General features: G+C 72.6%; 16 protein-coding genes. 11 read left to right on the top strand and 5 right to left on the bottom strand.

The features are described 5' to 3' along the window. Nucleotides 1–6 precede the first annotated feature (6 nt). Nucleotides 7–1,428, top strand: a complete 1,422-nt coding sequence (locus tag AMK29_RS06730; protein ID WP_073808979.1) for a dipeptidase — start codon at nucleotides 7–9, stop codon at nucleotides 1,426–1,428. Between the two features lie 35 nt (nucleotides 1,429–1,463). Then, nucleotides 1,464–2,411: an NAD(+) diphosphatase gene (nudC, locus tag AMK29_RS06725; protein ID WP_073808977.1), complete on the top strand. Its 948-nt coding sequence runs from the start codon at nucleotides 1,464–1,466 to the stop codon at nucleotides 2,409–2,411. 63 nt (nucleotides 2,412–2,474) lie between these two features. Here nudC and AMK29_RS06720 read toward each other — a convergent pair whose 3' ends face one another. Next, nucleotides 2,475–2,717: a mycoredoxin gene (locus tag AMK29_RS06720; RefSeq protein ID WP_004925982.1), complete on the bottom strand. Its 243-nt coding sequence runs from the start codon at nucleotides 2,715–2,717 to the stop codon at nucleotides 2,475–2,477. 147 nt (nucleotides 2,718–2,864) lie between these two features. Here AMK29_RS06720 and AMK29_RS06715 point away from each other — a divergent pair, with 147 nt between their 5' ends. The 5 genes from AMK29_RS06715 to AMK29_RS06695 all read left to right on the top strand — a co-directional run bounded on the left by AMK29_RS06715 (nucleotide 2,865) and on the right by AMK29_RS06695 (nucleotide 6,723). Further along, nucleotides 2,865–5,045, top strand: a complete 2,181-nt coding sequence (locus tag AMK29_RS06715; RefSeq protein ID WP_079196777.1) for an ATP-dependent DNA helicase UvrD2 — start codon at nucleotides 2,865–2,867, stop codon at nucleotides 5,043–5,045. A 173-nt stretch (nucleotides 5,046–5,218) separates the two neighbouring features. Then, nucleotides 5,219–5,569, top strand: coding sequence for a hypothetical protein (locus AMK29_RS06710; RefSeq protein WP_107422532.1), 351 nt, complete (start codon nucleotides 5,219–5,221; stop codon nucleotides 5,567–5,569). 173 nt (nucleotides 5,570–5,742) lie between these two features. Continuing rightward, nucleotides 5,743–6,111 (top strand): WhiB family transcriptional regulator, encoded by a 369-nt coding sequence (locus AMK29_RS06705; RefSeq protein ID WP_073808972.1) that lies wholly within the window; start codon nucleotides 5,743–5,745, stop codon nucleotides 6,109–6,111. After that, the gene (locus tag AMK29_RS06700; RefSeq protein ID WP_073808969.1) at nucleotides 6,108–6,431 is read left to right on the top strand and encodes a hypothetical protein; all 324 of its coding nucleotides are present in this window, start codon (nucleotides 6,108–6,110) and stop codon (nucleotides 6,429–6,431) included. Before AMK29_RS06705 ends, AMK29_RS06700 begins: the two co-directional genes overlap by 4 nt. A 109-nt stretch (nucleotides 6,432–6,540) precedes the next feature. Continuing rightward, the gene (locus tag AMK29_RS06695; protein WP_073808967.1) at nucleotides 6,541–6,723 is read left to right on the top strand and encodes a hypothetical protein; all 183 of its coding nucleotides are present in this window, start codon (nucleotides 6,541–6,543) and stop codon (nucleotides 6,721–6,723) included. Between the two features lie 21 nt (nucleotides 6,724–6,744). Here AMK29_RS06695 and AMK29_RS06690 read toward each other — a convergent pair whose 3' ends face one another. Then, nucleotides 6,745–8,091: an ABC1 kinase family protein gene (locus AMK29_RS06690; protein ID WP_073808963.1), complete on the bottom strand. Its 1,347-nt coding sequence runs from the start codon at nucleotides 8,089–8,091 to the stop codon at nucleotides 6,745–6,747. A 41-nt stretch (nucleotides 8,092–8,132) separates the two neighbouring features. Continuing rightward, a complete protein-coding gene (locus AMK29_RS06685; protein WP_073808960.1) occupies nucleotides 8,133–9,275 on the bottom strand; it encodes a TOMM precursor leader peptide-binding protein in 1,143 nt (380 codons plus the stop codon). 194 nt (nucleotides 9,276–9,469) lie between these two features. Here AMK29_RS06685 and AMK29_RS06680 point away from each other — a divergent pair, with 194 nt between their 5' ends. From AMK29_RS06680 to AMK29_RS06665, 4 genes are all read left to right on the top strand, one after another. Further along, nucleotides 9,470–10,045 carry a M48 metallopeptidase family protein gene (locus AMK29_RS06680; RefSeq protein WP_073808958.1) on the top strand — a complete coding sequence of 192 codons (576 nt, stop codon included), beginning with the start codon at nucleotides 9,470–9,472 and terminating at the stop codon, nucleotides 10,043–10,045. 132 nt (nucleotides 10,046–10,177) lie between these two features. Continuing rightward, nucleotides 10,178–11,839: a TerD family protein gene (locus AMK29_RS06675; RefSeq protein WP_073808955.1), complete on the top strand. Its 1,662-nt coding sequence runs from the start codon at nucleotides 10,178–10,180 to the stop codon at nucleotides 11,837–11,839. 14 nt (nucleotides 11,840–11,853) lie between these two features. Further along, the gene (locus AMK29_RS06670; protein WP_073808952.1) at nucleotides 11,854–12,534 is read left to right on the top strand and encodes an AIM24 family protein; all 681 of its coding nucleotides are present in this window, start codon (nucleotides 11,854–11,856) and stop codon (nucleotides 12,532–12,534) included. Between the two features lie 19 nt (nucleotides 12,535–12,553). Next, nucleotides 12,554–13,309, top strand: a complete 756-nt coding sequence (locus tag AMK29_RS06665; protein ID WP_073808949.1) for an AIM24 family protein — start codon at nucleotides 12,554–12,556, stop codon at nucleotides 13,307–13,309. Nucleotides 13,310–13,368: 59 nt separating this feature from the next. On the opposite strand, the gene AMK29_RS06660 is transcribed toward AMK29_RS06665, so the two are convergent. Together AMK29_RS06660 and AMK29_RS06655 are read right to left on the bottom strand one after the other, a co-directional pair. After that, entirely contained in the window at nucleotides 13,369–13,896 is a 528-nt protein-coding gene (locus AMK29_RS06660) for an NUDIX hydrolase (protein WP_073808946.1), read from the bottom strand. Further along, nucleotides 13,893–15,329: a zinc-dependent metalloprotease gene (locus AMK29_RS06655; protein ID WP_073808943.1), complete on the bottom strand. Its 1,437-nt coding sequence runs from the start codon at nucleotides 15,327–15,329 to the stop codon at nucleotides 13,893–13,895. The genes AMK29_RS06660 and AMK29_RS06655 overlap by 4 nt, the downstream gene beginning before the upstream one ends. Nucleotides 15,330–15,399 lie beyond the last annotated feature (70 nt).

The following is a 15,399-nucleotide window of genomic DNA, read 5'->3' as shown; positions in this document are numbered from 1 at the left end:
GGGGACATGAGCGAGACCCCGGACAGCGCCGTCCACGCCGTACGCGCGTACATCGAGCAGCACCGTGCCGCCTTCCTCGGTGACCTCGCCGAGTGGCTGCGCATCCCCTCCGTGTCGGCGCAGCCCGAGCGGGCCGGGGACGTACGGCGCAGCGCCGAGTGGCTCGCCGCGCAGCTCACCGCGACCGGCTTCACCACCGTCGAGGTCTGGGAGACCGACGGCGCCCCCGCCGTCTTCGCCGAGTGGCCCTCCGACGACCCGGACGCCCCGACCGTCCTGGTCTACGGCCACCACGACGTGCAGCCCGCGGCCCGCGAGGACGGCTGGCACACGGACCCCTTCGAGCCGACCGTCGTCGACGGCCGGATGTACGCGCGCGGGGCCGCCGACGACAAGGGCCAGGTGTTCTTCCACACCCTCGGCGTCCGGGCCCACCTCGCCGCCACCGGCCGCACCGCGCCCGCCGTCCACCTCAAGCTGCTCGTCGAGGGGGAGGAGGAGTCCGGCTCCCCGCACTTCCGCGCCCTCGTCGAGACCCACGCCGAGCGGCTCGCCGCCGACGCCGTGATCGTCTCCGACACCGGCATGTGGTCCGAGACCACCCCCACCGTGTGCACGGGCATGCGCGGGGTCGCCGACTGCGAGATCGAGCTGTACGGCCCCGACCAGGACATCCACTCCGGTTCCTTCGGCGGCGCCGTCCCGAACCCGGCGACCGTCGCCGGCCGGATCGTCGCCGCCCTCCACGACGAGCGGGAGCGCGTCGCGATCCCCGGCTTCTACGACGGCGTGACCGAGCTCACCGAGGCGGAACGCGCCCTCGTCGCCGAGCTGCCCTTCGACGAGGCCGCCTGGCTGCGGACCGCGAAGTCGCACGGCACGGCCGGCGAGGCGGGCTTCACCACCCTGGAGCGGGTCTGGGCCCGCCCCACCGCCGAGGTCAACGGCATCGGCGGCGGCTACCAGGGCCCCGGCGGCAAGACGATCGTCCCCGCCTCCGCCCGCCTCAAGCTGTCGTTCCGGCTGGTCGCCGGCCAGGACCCGGACAAGATCGAGCTCGCGGTCCGGGACTGGCTCACCGGGCTCGTCCCCGCCGGCATCCGCCACGACATCGTCTTCGGTGCCCCGACCCGCCCCTGTCTCACCCCGCTCGACCACCCCGCCCTCACGGCGGTCGCCGGGGCCATGAGCCGGGCCTTCGACGGCGCCAAGATCCGCTACACCCGCGAAGGCGGCTCGGGACCGGCCGCCGACCTTCAGGACGTCCTGGGCGCACCCGTCCTGTTCCTCGGCATCTCCGTCCCCTCCGACGGCTGGCACGCCCCGAACGAGAAGATCGAACTCGATCTCCTCATGAAGGGCGTCGAGACGACCGCTCATCTGTGGGGCGACCTGCCCGCCGCCCTCCACGCCGCCGCCGAGCGCTGAACCCACACACCGATCCGGGGGAGTTGGAAGCACCTGTGAGCACCTTGAACAACGCGTCAGCGGACCGCCCGATCTCGCTCACCGCTCCGAGCGGCATCGACCGCGCCGCGCACCACCGCCTCGACGAGGCGTGGCTGGCGGCGGCCTGGAGCCACCCCACCACGCGCGTCTTCGTGGTCTCGGGGGGCCAGGTGCTGATCGACGACCTGCCCGACGGCACCACCGAGCTCGTGATGACCCCGGCGTTCGAGGCCCCGGTCACCGAGACCCACCGCTACTTCCTCGGCACCGACGCCGAGGGCGTCTCGTACTTCGCGCTCCAGAAGGACTCCCTGCCGGGCCGCATGGACCAGTCCGCCCGCCCCGCGGGCCTCCGCGAGGCCGGGCTGCTGCTCTCCGACCGGGACGCGGGCCTCATGGTGCACGCCGTCGCCCTGGAGAACTGGCAGCGGCTCCACCGCTTCTGCTCCCGCTGCGGCGACCGCACGGTCATCGCGGCGGCCGGCCACATCCGCCGCTGCCAGGCCTGTGGCGCCGAGCACTACCCGCGCACCGACCCGGCGGTGATCATGCTGGTCACGGACGAGGAGGACCGGGCGCTCCTGGGCCGCCAGGTCCACTGGCCCGAGGGCCGCTTCTCGACCCTCGCGGGCTTCGTCGAGCCCGGCGAGTCCATCGAGCAGTCGGTCGTCCGTGAGGTCTTCGAGGAGGCCGGCGTCACGGTCGGCGAGGTCGAGTACATCGCCAGCCAGCCCTGGCCGTTCCCCTCCAGCCTCATGCTGGGCTTCTTCGCCCGCGCGACCTCCTCGGAGATCACCGTGGACGGCGAGGAGATCCACGAGGCCCGCTGGTTCTCCCGCGACGACCTGGCCGCCGCCTTCGAGTCCGGCGAGGTGCTGCCCCCGTACGGCATCTCGATCGCCTCCCGTCTGATCGAGCGCTGGTACGGCAAGCCGCTGCCGAAGCCGGGCGACGTGGTCTGACCCCGCACACGCCGGAGCCCCCGACCGTCCGGTCGGGGGCTCCGTCATGAGCGGGGGGCGCCCTCAGACGCCGACCTTCTGCTTGACCTGCGCCAGGCTCGGGTTCGTCAGGGTCGAACCGTCCGGGAAGAGGACGGTCGGCACCGTCTGGTTCCCGCCATTGGCCTTCTCGACGAACGCCGCCGAATCGGGGTCCTGCTCGATGTTGATCTCGGTGTACGCGATGCCCTCGCGGTCCATCTGGCTCTTCAGCCGACGGCAGTAGCCGCACCACGTGGTGCTGTACATCGTCACAGTGCCCTGCATGGCGAGGCGCTCCTCTTGTTCGCTGACGGGTGCCGAGAAGGAGAACGTACGCCCTTGACCGGCCATTCCCGGAATTCGTATGACCGGCCCCCCGCCCCTGTGGACAAGCCTCGGCACCTTCCGCGCGCGACCTGGCAGCATTGGGGGGTGACAGCAGCAACGCACTCCACTCTTTTCCCACAGGTCCCGGAGACGGCCGACGCGGTGCTCGACGGGCTCGACCCGGAGCAGCGCGAGGTCGCCCTGGCCCTGAGCGGCCCGGTGTGTGTGCTGGCGGGAGCCGGCACGGGCAAGACGCGGGCCCTCACCCACCGGATCGCGTACGGGGTGCGGGCGGGCATACTCCAGCCCGCCAGTGTGCTGGCCGTCACGTTCACCAACCGCGCCGCGGGCGAGATGCGCGGCCGCCTCCGCCAGCTCGGCGCGGGCGGCGTCCAGGCTCGTACGTTCCACTCCGCAGCCCTCCGCCAGCTCCAGTTCTTCTGGCCGAAAGCAGTCGGTGGCGATCTGCCCCGGCTCCTGGAGCGGAAGGTCCAGCTGGTCGCCGAGGCGGCGGCCCGCTGCCGGGTCCGGCTCGACCGCAACGAGCTCAGGGACGTGACCGGCGAGATCGAATGGGCCAAGGTCACCCAGACCGTCCCCGCCGACTACCCGGCCGCCGTCGCCAAGTCGGCCAGGGACGCCCCCCGGGACCCGGCCGAGATCGGCCAGATCTATGCCATGTACGAGCAGCTGAAGCGCGACCGCTCGGTGATCGACTTCGAGGACGTGCTGCTCCTCACCGTCGGCATCCTCCAGGACCGCCACGACATCGCCGACCAGATCCGCCGCCAGTACCAGCACTTCGTGGTGGACGAGTACCAGGACGTCTCCCCGCTCCAGCAGCGGCTGCTCGACCTGTGGCTCGGCGACCGCGACAACCTCTGCGTCGTCGGGGACGCCAGCCAGACCATCTACTCCTTCACCGGCGCCACCCCCGACCACCTGCTGAACTTCCGCACCCGGCACCCGGACGCCACCGTCGTCAAGCTCGTCCGCGACTACCGCTCCACCCCGCAGGTCGTCCACCTCGCCAACGGACTGCTCAGCCAGGCACGCGGCCGGGCCGCCGAGCACCGCCTTGAGCTGATCTCCCAGCGCGGCCCCGGCCCCGAGCCCGTCTACACGGAGTACACCGACGAGCCGACCGAGGCCGAGGGCACCGCCCGCCGCATCCGCGACCTCATCGCCGCCGGCGTCCCGGCCGGAGAGATCGCCGTCCTCTACCGGATCAACGCCCAGTCCGAGGTGTACGAGCAGGCCCTCGCCGACGCCGGAGTGCCCTACCAGCTCCGCGGCGCCGAGCGCTTCTTCGAGCGCCAGGAGGTACGGGAGGCGCTGGCGGCCCTGCGCGGCGCCGCCCGCTTCGGCGCCAACGACTCGCTGCTCGACGGCGCCGAGGACCTGCCCGCGCAGACCCGGGCGGTCCTGTCCGGACGCGGATGGACGGGTGAGCCGCCCGCCGGCTCCGGTGCCGTCCGCGACCGCTGGGAATCCCTCGCCGCCCTCGTCCGGCTCGCCGAGGACTTCGCCCGCGCCAAGCCCGGAGCCACGCTCTCCGACCTGGTCGGCGAACTCGACGAGAGGGCCGCCGCCCAGCACGCCCCCACCGTCCAGGGCGTCACCCTCGCCTCGCTGCACGCCGCCAAGGGCCTCGAATGGGACGCCGTCTTCCTGGTCGGCCTCACCGAGGGCATGATGCCCATCACCTACGCCAAGACCGACGAGCAGGTCGAGGAGGAGCGGCGTCTGCTGTACGTCGGCGTCACCCGGGCCCGGCTCCACCTCACGCTCTCCTGGGCGCTCTCGCGCTCCCCGGGCGGCCGGGCCTCCCGGCGTCCCAGCCGCTTCCTCACGGGGCTGCGGCCCGGCTCCGGGGCCCTCGGCTCCGCCGCCGCCGGCGGTTCCGGCTCGATCGAGCGGGGCGGCGGCGCGGCCGGCCGGCGCAGGCAGCGGGGCCCCGTCCGGTGCCGGGTCTGCGGGACCACCCTCACCGAGGCCGGCGCGATGAAGCTCATGCGCTGCGAGGACTGCCCGTCCGACATGGACGAGGGCCTCTACGAGCGCCTCCGCGACTGGCGCTCGGAACAGGCCAGGGAGCTCGGCCAGCCCGCGTATTGCGTCTTCACCGACAAGACGCTCATGGCCATCGCCGAGCGCGTCCCCGCCACCGGCGGCGAGCTCTCCTCGATCGCCGGCGTCGGCGCCCGCAAGCTGGACCGTTTCGGGGCCGACGTCCTGGCCATCTGCGCAGGTGGGGAGGGTGGGGCGGGAGACGACGAGAGCTGAGGAAAACTCGTCGGAAAAATAGTTTGCGCCTGCCCCGTCAAGCCCCATAGGTTCTTAACCACGGAAACAGCGGCTTCTTCGAAGCCCTGTCTTCGTGTTGTACTTGTCCAAATAAACATGAGGGACCGGGCTCGCGCCCCAACCCTCCGAGACGCCGAGAGGAGGCGATTCCAGTGATCAGCACCACGATTCAGGCCAGCACCAGCGCCGGCTTCGTCAGCAACCCCAGCTTCGTCAGCACCGCCAAAATGACCGATCGCTCGGTCGTCTCCGCCTGCACGCTCGGCCTCTCCGCCTCGGCGTTCATTGGCACCGGTCTGCCCGTCTCCGGTCTTGCCGGTCTCGGCATGCCCGCCGTGGAGCGGCGCAATGAGCGACCGACCAAGGCACTGGAAGCAGGAGCAGCAGGCAAGGCCAAGGCCTATGACTTTGCGGCGACCGGTGCCGGCACCCAGCAGCAGACGACGCACCACCACACGATGTGGGCCTTCCGTGGGCTCGAACCCTGGAGTGATCCAGTCTGATCCATGATCAGACCGGCGCCTTCAGGGCCGCGGAACCCCACCCGGGATCCGCGGCCCTTCTGTTTGTCCCCGAACGGGGACGACGGCCCTGAAGGCGCCTCGGGACAGACACACCCGGTACCAGCCGAAACCCCGGTCAACAGGCCGGAACGACCAGACGAGGAAAGACCACCGTGCAACTCGAAGCGCACGCCCCGTCCGTACCGCCTTCCGATTCGATCCCCCTGCCCGGCCTCACGGAGGACCCCGCTTTGACCCCCCTCACCGCGCTCACCGCGCTCGACGACGCCATCGAGAACCTCGGCGTCCCCGTCCCGTGTCGCGCCTACGACCCCGAGGTCTTCTTCGCGGAGTCCCCGGCCGACGTCGAGTACGCGAAGTCCCTCTGCCGGACCTGCCCGCTCATGGCGGCCTGCCTGGCCGGTGCCAAGGAGCGCCGCGAGCCCTGGGGTGTCTGGGGTGGCGAGCTCTTCGTCCAGGGCGTGGTCGTCGCCCGCAAGCGGCCCCGCGGCCGCCCGCGCAAGAACCCGGTCGCGGCATGAGCGCCACCGGAACCATCGACCGCCCCCTCACGCACGATCCCCAGAAGCAGGCCCCGATGACCTCTTCCACCAGCGAGCCCGCCGGCTCCGCGACCCCAGCCTTCTCCCCCGCCGCCGCGCCCACCGCGCGTCAGAACAGGACCCGTGAAATGCAACTCATCCCAGAAGCCCTGGCCCGTGCCCATATGCACGAGCGACAGCGTGAGGCCGACGCGGAACGCCACGCCCTGCGCCTGGTCGCCGCCCGCCGCATGCAGCGCCGCGCCGAGCGCGTCTCCCTGCGCGCCCGCCGCGCGCTGGCCATGGCCGTCATGCACTAGGTGACATCGCGCCCCCTCAGGGGCGCCGTCGCGGGGGCCGGTCCTGACGGACCGGCCCCCGCGGTGCGTTGCCGGGGCCGCGGCCCCGCGGCGGGTTATCGTCACGAAGATGAACGACGCCCGCACCCCCGAGGGACCCGTCGCCTGCGCGCGCTGCGGCAAGACCGCCGACACCCTGCCGCTGACCTGGACCTGTTCGGTGGAGAACGGCCGGCGCACCTACTTCTGCGAGGACTGCGCCCGCGCCAACATCCGCGCCATCGAGGGGCGTCTCGACTCCTCCTGGTGGTGACGCCCCCTCGGGGTCACCGTCCTAGGGGGCGGGGGCCACGAAGCCCGGCAGCCACTCCTCCAGTTCGGCCCGCAGCCGCACCGTCGCGTTGAGCTGGCACAGCACCCCGATGGTGCTCAGCGTCACCCGGTGTATCAGCAGGTACGAGGGAGGCAGATTGAGCTGCTTGCCCAACTGGTGGGCGGGGGAGCGGATATCGGCGAGCCGGGCCGCCTGGGTGCGCATCCAGGCGCGGGTGAAGACGAAGGAGTCCGCCTCGGCCGGTTCGATGATCGGCAGCAGGTACTCCAGGACCGCGTCCGGGTCGAGTGCCACGGACTCCTTGACGAACCCCTCGGCGCGCAGCAGCTCGTAGACCGTCTCGGCCTCGCCCTCCAGCGTCATCCGCAGACAGGTGCCGATCGTCTCCGGCAGCCCGCCCGGCAGCCGGTCCACGGTGCCGAAGTCGAGCACCCCGAGACGCCAGCCCTCCGGCCCCTCGTCCTCGTCGGCGCCCGGCAGCAGGCGGAAGTTCCCCGGGTGCGGATCGGCGTGCAGCAGACCGGTGCGCGCGGGGCCCGAGAAGAGGAAGCGGGCCAGCAACTGGCCCGCGCGGTCACGCTGCTCCTCCGTGCCGTCCGCGATCACCTCGGCGAGCGGGACCCCGTCCATCCACTCGGTCACCAGGATCTGCTCCGACTGGTGCACCACCGCCGGCACCACCACATCGGGATCGTCCGCGAACTCCTCCGCGTGCTTCCGCTGGGCCGCCGCCTCCAGGGCGTAGTCCAGCTCCTCGGAGACCCGGTCCCGCATCTCGGTGATCAGCGGCTTGATGTCCATGCCCGGGATGAGCGGTCCGAGCAGCCGGGCGAAGCGGCTCAACTGCGCCAGATCGGACAGCAGTGCCTCCCCGGCGCCCGGGTACTGCACCTTCACGGCGACCTCGCGCCCGTCGTGCCACACGGCCCGGTGCACCTGCCCGATCGAGGCCGCCGCCGAGGGCTTGTCCTCGAACTCCAGGAACAACTCCCGCCACTCCTGGCCGAGCCGCTCGGCCAGGACGGCGTGCACCGTCCGCGTCGGCATCGGCGGCGCCGCGTCCTGAAGCTTCGTCAGCGCCGCCCGGTACGGCCCCGCCACCTCCTCCGGGAGCGCGGACTCGAAGACGGACAGTGCCTGCCCGAACTTCATGGCCCCGCCCTTGAGCTCACCGAGCACCTTGAACAACTGCTCGGCCGTGCGCTGCTGGAGCTCGCTCGCGACGATCTCCGCGGATCTCCCGCCGATCCGTTTGCCCAGGCCCCAGGTGGCCCGGCCCGCGAAGCCCAGTGGCAACGCGGCCAACTTGACGGTCCGGGTGACCGCCTTCCGGGGAAGATCAGACATACGCCCCTCCAAATCCCAGACTGCCGAGCCGCGCAGGGCCGTTACCCCGCCATTGTGTCCTGCGCCCCTCCGGCTGCCGAGACGCGCTCCCCCTCTCGTCCGCGTGCGGCCCCGCACGGGCAGTCCGGATGTGGTCCCAGTCGCTCCGCCCGCCACTCGAGCATCGGCAGCGACACCTCCCAGCGTGTGCCCGTGCTCGCCGGGAGATCCCCGTCGAGAAAGGCCAGCGCGTGGGCGGCGGCGAGGCCGGCCACCGCCGTGGCGAGACCCAGGTCGCAGGCGGGCAGCGGATGCGGGGCGCCCGAGCGCCACTGGGCGAGCAGCCGGGGCCAGACCGGCTCCCGGTCGGTGCGCGCCTCCTGGAGGCACCGCGCGCAGGCGGTGGCGCCCGGTAGCACGAGCGGCCCGACCGTGCCCGTCGCCTCCAGGACACCGGCGTACAGATGGGGGGTGCCGGTGGCGATCCAGTGCTCGGCGGGGACCGGATCGGGGACGTACGCGCCGAGACCGTCCCGAGGCGTCACCACGACGAGTGACAGCCCGCCGCCGCCTGACGAGGCGACCGGCGACGCGGGTCCGCCGCGGTGGGAACGCCAGCGGCCGACCAGGCGGCGGGCCGCCGTCGCCCTGCGCTCGCCGACGGACTCGACCGGCAGTCCGCCCGGGGCCGTCTCCCAGGGCTCGACCCGGCCCGAGTCGACCACCTCGACCTCGCCGACCCCCGCCGCCGAGAGGAGCGCCGCCACCGTCGCGCCCACCCGCCCGGCGCCCCGGACCTGGACGCGCAGGGCCCGCCGGGCCGCCAGGGTCCGTACCGCCCGCCGCGGCCCGGGATGGACCACGGAGAGGGAGGCCAGGTCGGCGCGGAGCGGATCGAGGGCGGGGTCGACCTGGCCGGCCGCCGGACCGGCCCTCCCTGGCCGTCCGGCCAGGGCGTCGGTGAGCAGCCCGGCCGACTCCAGCCGGTGGACGAGCGCCTCCAGGCGTCCGTCGGGCAGGCCGCGGGCCCGCGCCTCGGCCCGCAGGAGATCGGTCCCGCGGGTGCCGTCGAGCAGTCCGAGCAGGGCCTCCGTGTCCTGGTCGACGGGGTCGAGCACCACCGCGTGCGCGGGGGTGACCCCGAACTGGACCCGGCACAGGCTCCGCCAGGCCCGCCGCAGCGCCGGTTTCACCATCGGATGCATTTCCCCACCCCCAAGATCGACAACGGCCCATTCGCCGTCCCGAGGTGAGAATGCCCCGCCGTCGTGACGGCCGCCGAAAGTTGTCCACAGGCGACGGGATTAGTCATTCGAATGGTGCGGAGCGCGGTCGGATCGTTTCCGAAACCACCCCGCGGAGGGGACTTCCCCCGCCGTCGGCGGGTAACGTCGGGGCCGTGCCCGCCGATCCACAGCGCAGCGTGACCGACTCCCCGCACCGAGGTGCGGGGACGAGTGCGGTCGAGGTCCGCAGAAGCCCGCGCCGGAGGAGAACCGTCTCGGCCTACCGCGAGGGCGACCGGACCGTGGTGCTCATCCCGGCCCGGATGTCCGAGGCGGAGGAGCGCCGCTGGGTCGGCGTCATGCTGGACAAGCTCGCCGCCCAGGAGAGCCGCAGCGTCCTCGGCGACCAGGAGCTGACCGAGCGGGCGACGCGCCTGTCCGAGCAGTACTTCGGCGGCCGGGCCCGCCCCCGCTCCGTGCGCTGGGTCACCAACCAGAACACCCGCTGGGGCTCCTGCACCCCCTCCGAGGGCAGCATCCGCCTCTCCCACCGCCTCCAGGGCATGCCCGAGTACGTCGTCGACTACGTCCTCCTGCACGAGCTGGCCCATCTCCTCGTCCCCGGCCACGGACCCCGGTTCTGGCGGCTCCTGGAGGCGTACCCGCGCACCGAGCGGGCGCGCGGCTACCTCGAGGGCGTGGTCGCCGCCGCGCGACTGCCGCACCTCCCCGTCGCTCGCGAGGAGTGACGGCGGCGGCACGCGCGTGTGAGCGGGTTTCCCGATTCCGTACCGAAAACGACCTGCCCTGTCTCAATGTCGTACTCAGCGGCTAGCCTGTCGCGAGCAATCGCCATTCGGGATGGGGGACGGTCGTTACGCATGGCCAGGGAATTCCAACGCGGCCACAAGGCCAAGATCAGTGATCTCACCGCGGGAACCGATCTGTACGTAGGCGTGCAGATCGCGGCGCCCGGGTTGACCTTCGACATCAGCTGTTTCGGGCTCGACGCGGATGAGCGGCTCTCCGACGACCGCTACTTCGTCTTCTTCAACCAGCCGAAGACACCCGAGGAGTCCGTCCAGCTCCTCGGCGCGCAGTCCGGCGACACCGAGTCGTTCCGCGTCACGCTCGACCGCATCCCCGCCTCCATCCACAAGCTGTCGTTCACCGCGACGATCGACGGCGCCGGCCAGATGTCCCAGATCGGCCCCGGCCACCTGAGGATCGTGGCGGGCGGCGAGGAGGTCGCCCGGTACTCCTTCACGGGCGCGGAGTTCAGCACCGAGCGCGCCGTGATGCTCGGTGACTTCTACCTCAAGGACGTGTGGCGGTTCGCCGCCGTCGGCCAGGGCTTCGACGGCGGCCTGGACGCGCTCCTGCGGAACTTCGGCGGCGAGGTCGCCGAGGAGGAGCCGGCCGCCCAGCAGCAGGCCGCGGCCCCGGCCTTCGCCCCGCCGCCGCAGGGGGCGACGCCCCCGGCCTTCGGCGCACCGGCGGCCCCGGCCCCCGCGCCCGCCTTCGGCGCACCCGCCGCTCCCGCCCCCGCGTTCGGCGCGCCGCAGGCGCCCACGCCGCCGCCGGCTCCCGCGCAGCCGGTGCACACGGCGCCCACGATGGTGGCCCCGATGGCGCCCTCGCCGGTTCCGCCGCCCGCCCCGGCCCCCGGCCCGTACGGCCAGCCGCCGCAGCCGCCGCAGTACGGCCAGGTCCCGGGCCAGCCGCCCGGCCCGTACCCGGGGCAGGTCCCGGGCCAGGCCCCCGGCGGCTACCCCGGCCAGCCGCCGCAGGCGCCGTACGGGCAGGCCGCCCCCGCCCCGTACGGTCAGCAGGCGCCGTACGGGCAGCAGCCCGGCGGCCCGCAGGGCGTGCCGGCGACCGGCGCGGGACTCGCGGCCGCGCTCGCGCCGTACAAGGAGACCGCCACCGGCGCCCGCTGGACCCCGCAGAACCAGCAGCTCATGCGGGTCGACCTCGCCATGGGCGGGACCCCCGTCCTCGCCCGGCAGGGCTCCATGGTCATGTACCAGGGCAAGGTCGACTTCTCCCACAAGGGCGCGGGCTTCGCGGGCCGGATCGTCGGCAACGCCACCGGTCAGGAGATGCAGCTCATGCGCTGCACCGGGCGCGGTCAGCTCTTCCTCGCCGAGGAAGGCGCGCACCTGCACCCGATCGAGCTCCAGGGCGACGGCATCTGCGTCTCCGCCGAGAACGTCCTCGCGTTCGACGAGTCCCTCCAGTACGAGGTGCGGCGCATCGAGGGCCACGGCATCCCCGGCGGCGCCCTGTTCACCATGCAGTTCCAGGGCACCGGCACCGTCGTCGTGAAGACCCAGGGCATCCCCGTGGTGCTCCCCGTCACGCCGACGACCTTCGCCGACTGCAACGCCGTCGTCGCCTGGTCCTCCGCGTCCCAGGTCATCCTCTCCAGCCAGGTCCGGCTCCGGCGCAACGCCTACCCCGGCCACAGCGGGGAGACCGTCAACCTCCAGTTCCGGGGCGCCCCCGGGAACTTCATCGTCGTCCAGCCCTACGAGGTCTGAGGGAGCCCGAAGTCATGAACCAGCAACTCGCGGGCTACGCCCCGACCCCCGTCGCGGCCCGGATGGAGAACCACGGCCGCGCCATGCTCAAGGTGGCCATGGCCTCCGGCCAGGACCTCTACGCCCGGACCGGCTCGATGGTCTCCTACGAGGGATACATCACCTACGAGCCCAACCCGCCCGCCGTCCGCCAGGTCGCCCAGCAGTGGGCCACCGGCGAGGGCGCGCCGATCATGAAGTGCTCCGGCGACGGACTGCTCTACCTCGCCGACTACGGTGCCGACGTCGTCGTGATCAACCTCCAGAACGACTCGATCTCGGTCAACGGCACCAACCTGCTCGCCTTCGACGCCCACCTCCAGTGGGGCGTCGAGCGGGTCAAGGGCCTCGCCAAGTTCGCCGGCCAGGGGCTGTTCAACGTGGAGATCGCGGGCACCGGCTGGGTCGCGCTGACCTCGCGCGGCACGCCGATCGTCGTCGACTGCGGCCGCGGCGACGACGAGACCTACGTCGACCCCGACGCCCTCGTCGCCTGGTCGCCCGCGCTCAAGGTCAAGGGCAAGCGCAGCTTCAAGGCGTCCTCCCTCATCGGGCGGGGCAGCGGCGAGGCCTACCAGATGGCCTTCTCCGGACAGGGCATCGTCGTCGTACAGCCGAGCGAGGACAGCACCGACCGCCTGCGGGTCCGGGGCTGAGGGGAAGCGAGAACACACCATGCAGAGCCCGCTTTTCAACCACGCCGAGCAGCAGAGCCAGGAGCGGTACGTCCTCCAGAACCCGCAGCTGCTGCGGGTCAGCCTCACCGGGCAGGACGACATCCTCGCCCGTAAGGGCGCCATGGTCGCGTACCAGGGGCTCGTCGACTTCGACGGCGAGTACAAGACCCCGAGCCAGCGGCGGGCCCAGGCCCGCACCGGCGAGGGCCTCGACCTGATGCGCTGCTCCGGCCAGGGCACGGTCTACTTCGCCAACCTCGCCCAGTACGTCCACGTCGTGGAGGTCGAGCACGAGGGCCTGACCGTGGACAGCGCCTACGTCCTGGCGCTCGACTCGACCCTCCACACCGAGGTCATCGCCGTCGACAGCCAGTACGGCATCTCCGGCTCCGGCAAGTACCAGCTCAACATCTCCGGCCGTGGCAAGGTCGCCCTGATGACCTCGGGGCAGCCGCTGATGATGCAGGTCACGCCCGACAAGTACGTCAGTGTCGACGCGGACGCGATCGTCGCCTGGTCCACCGGGCTGCGCGTCCAGATGCAGGCGCAGACGCACAACTCCAGCGTCCGCAGCCGTCGCGGCAGCACGGGCGAGGGCTGGGAGCTCAGCTTCCTCGGCCAGGGCTTCGCGCTGGTCCAGCCCAGCGAGGTCATGCCCCCGCAGCACGCGGCCATCGGCCAGGGCATCGCCGCCCAGTTCGGCGCGGGACAGCACGGCTCCCACGCCCAGAACCAGAACAACGCCTGGAACTGAGCACCCGGACACGGATGAGGGGCGGTCGCCACGGCGGCCGCCCCTTCCTCATGTCCGGCCTAGCGCTCCAGGCGGGCGAGCGTGGCCTCCAGGAGACGGACCACCGACGTGTCCGCCACGCCCGCCACCTCCTCGTACGCGAACCAGCGCAGGTCCAGCGACTCCTCGCTGATCGCCGCCACCGCGTCGGCGGGCGCGAGCGCCGCGTACTGCACGTCCAGGTGCCAGTGGCAGGGCGCCGGGATCGGATGCCGGTCGAGCCGCACCGGACCGCCCGGCAGCAGGCGCAGGCCCCCGATGCCCGACTCCTCCGTCGCCTCGCGCAGCGCAGCCGCCTCCACCGTCGTGTCGCCCGGCTCGCAGTGGCCGCCCATCTGCAGCCACATGCCCAGCTTCCGGTGCAGGGTCAGCAGCACCCGGCCCCGCTCCGGGTCGATCACCAGCGCGCTGCTCGTGAGATGACCGGCCCCGCACGGCTTGTACATGCCGTCGGGATGGGCGTCCAGATGGTCCAGGTAGAGCTGCCGCAGCTCCTCCTGGTCCCCGTACTCCTTCAGCACGAGGACCGCGTCGTCGTGCAGGCTCACTCCTTGCCGTCCCCGTCCTCCGGGCCGTCGCCCTTGGCCGCCTCGCCGAGCATCTTGTCCAGCTCGGAGAAGTCGAGGTGCTCGCGGTGCACGAAACCGTCGGGGTCGTCCAGGTCGGTCGCCGTCGGCAGCATGTCCGGGTGCTCCCACAGACCGTCCCGGCCGTCGACCCCACGGGCGTCCGTGAGCGAGGCCCACAGGCGCGCCGCGTCCCGCAGCCGCCGCGGACGCAGCTCAAGGCCGATCAGGGTCGCGAAGGTCTGCTCGGCGGGACCGCCCGACGCCCGGCGCCGGCGCAGCGTCTCACGCAGCGCGTCCGCCGAGGTCAGCCGCGACTTGGCGGCCTCGTGGACCACCGCGTCCACCCAGCCCTCGACCAGCGCGAGCGCCGTCTCCAGCCGGGCCAGCGCCGCCTTCTGCTGCGGGGTGTCCTCCGGCTGGAACATGCCCTGCTGGAGTGCCTCCTGAAGCTGCTCCGGGTGAGTCGGGTCGAGCTGGCCCACCGCCTCCTCCAGCTTCGAGGTGTCGACCGTGATCCCGCGCGCGTACCCCTCGACCGCGCCGAAGAGGTGCGCCCGCAGCCACGGCACGTGCGCGAAGAGCCGCTGGTGGGCGGCCTCACGCAGGGCGAGGTAGAGCCGCACCTCGTCCGAGGGCACGCCCAGGTCCTTGCCGAAGGCCGCGATGTTCAGCGGCAGCAGCGCGGCGCGGTTGGCCGGGCCGAGCGGCAGACCGACATCGGTCGAGCCGACGACCTCACCCGCGAGGGCGCCCACGGCCTGCCCGATCTGCTGGCCGAACATGGCGCCGCCCATGGAGCGCATCATGCCGATCAGCGGGCCGGCCATGGCCTGCATCTCCTCCGGCAGGACATCGCCCATCGCCGCGCCGACCCGCTCCGCGACCGGGTCCACCAGCTGCTGCCACGCGGGCAGCGTCGCCTCGACCCACTCGGCGCGGCTCCACGCCACCGCCGTGTTCGCCCCGGAGGGCAGCGAGGTGACCTGGTCGAGCCACAGGTCGGCGAGACGCACGGCCTCCTCGACCGCGGACTTCTCCGCCGGTCCCACACTGGCGTCCTTGGTGCCGTCGGCGGTGCCCTGGGCCACCACCTGGCGCGCGATCTGCTTCGCCATGTCCCAGTTCACGGGGCCGCCCTCGTAGCTCAGCATCTGGCCGAGCTGCTGGAAGGCCGCACCCAGGTCGTTGGGGTTCAGCGAGCCGAACATCGCCGCGAACGGATTGTCCGCGCCGCCCGGCCCGCCCATACCCATGCCGGGCAGCCCGCCGAAACCGAACGGGTTCGCCCCGAACGGGTTGCCGCTCTGGCCACCGGACCCCTGGCCACCTCCGGCGGGGTCCTTCTTCTTGCCCTCGTCGCCGTTCTCCGGCTCCTCCGGCGGAAGGCCGAATCCGAATGGGGTGTCGCTCACAGGTTTCCTCGGCTCGTAGGGCCGTCGGCCTCTGCCGACGGCGACTGCCCGTTACACACCACCAGCGTAG

The organism is Streptomyces sp. CB02261, from assembly GCF_001905665.1.
Taxonomy (GTDB): Bacteria; Actinomycetota; Actinomycetes; order Streptomycetales; family Streptomycetaceae; genus Streptomyces.
The sequence above is the reverse complement of the archived record's forward strand: the minus strand, read 5'-3'. Positions and strand labels throughout refer to the sequence as shown.

What these genes read in the sequence shown, in the direction of transcription:
- AMK29_RS06695 (WP_073808967.1), top strand. Translation starts at nt 6,541, where the DNA reads ATGAACGACGCCCGCACCCCCGAGGGACCCGTCGCCTGCGCGCGCTGC.
- AMK29_RS06665 (WP_073808949.1), top strand. Translation starts at nt 12,554, where the DNA reads ATGCAGAGCCCGCTTTTCAACCACGCCGAGCAGCAGAGCCAGGAGCGG.
- AMK29_RS06675 (WP_073808955.1), top strand. Translation starts at nt 10,178, where the DNA reads ATGGCCAGGGAATTCCAACGCGGCCACAAGGCCAAGATCAGTGATCTC.
- AMK29_RS06690 (WP_073808963.1), bottom strand. Translation starts at nt 8,091, where the DNA reads ATGTCTGATCTTCCCCGGAAGGCGGTCACCCGGACCGTCAAGTTGGCC.
- AMK29_RS06720 (WP_004925982.1), bottom strand. Translation starts at nt 2,717, where the DNA reads ATGCAGGGCACTGTGACGATGTACAGCACCACGTGGTGCGGCTACTGC.
- AMK29_RS06670 (WP_073808952.1), top strand. Translation starts at nt 11,854, where the DNA reads ATGAACCAGCAACTCGCGGGCTACGCCCCGACCCCCGTCGCGGCCCGG.
- AMK29_RS06730 (WP_073808979.1), top strand. Translation starts at nt 7, where the DNA reads ATGAGCGAGACCCCGGACAGCGCCGTCCACGCCGTACGCGCGTACATC.
- AMK29_RS06700 (WP_073808969.1), top strand. Translation starts at nt 6,108, where the DNA reads ATGAGCGCCACCGGAACCATCGACCGCCCCCTCACGCACGATCCCCAG.
- AMK29_RS06685 (WP_073808960.1), bottom strand. Translation starts at nt 9,275, where the DNA reads ATGCATCCGATGGTGAAACCGGCGCTGCGGCGGGCCTGGCGGAGCCTG.